This window comes from Phocaeicola faecicola, from assembly GCF_013618865.1.
Classification (GTDB): Bacteria; Bacteroidota; Bacteroidia; order Bacteroidales; family Bacteroidaceae; genus Phocaeicola; species Phocaeicola faecicola.
Genome location: NZ_JABSOE010000175.1, coordinates 1 through 575, shown reverse-complemented (window position 1 = coordinate 575; position 575 = coordinate 1). Strand labels below are relative to the sequence as shown.

The following is a 575-nucleotide window of genomic DNA, read 5'->3' as shown; positions in this document are numbered from 1 at the left end:
GTCTTGTAGAGGAACCACAGTCTTTCAAAATCTTTTTCGCTAAACATAATCTTTCAAGTTTTAAGTTTAGCACGAAGGTATGGGAAAGAAACATGCTAGTCAATACGCCAATTTTGGAAGCTTACTGCTTCAGCGGTACGTGCTGCAACAATTCAGGATTTTGCTCTAGGAGTGTCAGGTACCGCTGTTTGGCTTGTGCAGCACCTCCGTTTATCATCCAGTTTTCCATGTCCAGAAACTGGCGTTCAAAGATGATTCTTCCGATGTTGGCAAACAAGACGGAAGAAGAGAAAAAAGTCTCCAGCTTGCTTTTAGAAATACGATAGACACGACTGTCGCTCATAGCTTCAATGGAAACCAGAGAAGGAAGTCCGGCCACATACCCCCAGGAGGAAAAGATACTGTCACCTTGAAAGGCAAACCAGAGCGAAACATCCACTCCGTCGCGGGTAGTGTAAAATAAACTGTGTCACGCATTATTTTTCTCTATAAAACTCATCGGTCGGGGAACGGCCAGCGCCAAGGGGCGGGACCACCCGTCCCGACGAGCGTAAAATTACAATAATTTAAATCGT

Annotated in this window: 1 protein-coding gene; it reads right to left on the bottom strand. The window is 45.0% G+C overall.

Annotation, left to right across the window (positions count from 1 at the left end; all coding sequences use genetic code 11):
• Positions 1 to 121: 121 nt before the first annotated feature.
• The gene (locus tag H3001_RS19230) at positions 122 to 439 is read right to left on the bottom strand and encodes a Crp/Fnr family transcriptional regulator (protein WP_181215808.1); all 318 of its coding nucleotides are present in this window, start codon (positions 437 to 439) and stop codon (positions 122 to 124) included.
• Positions 440 to 575: the final 136 nt, after the last annotated feature.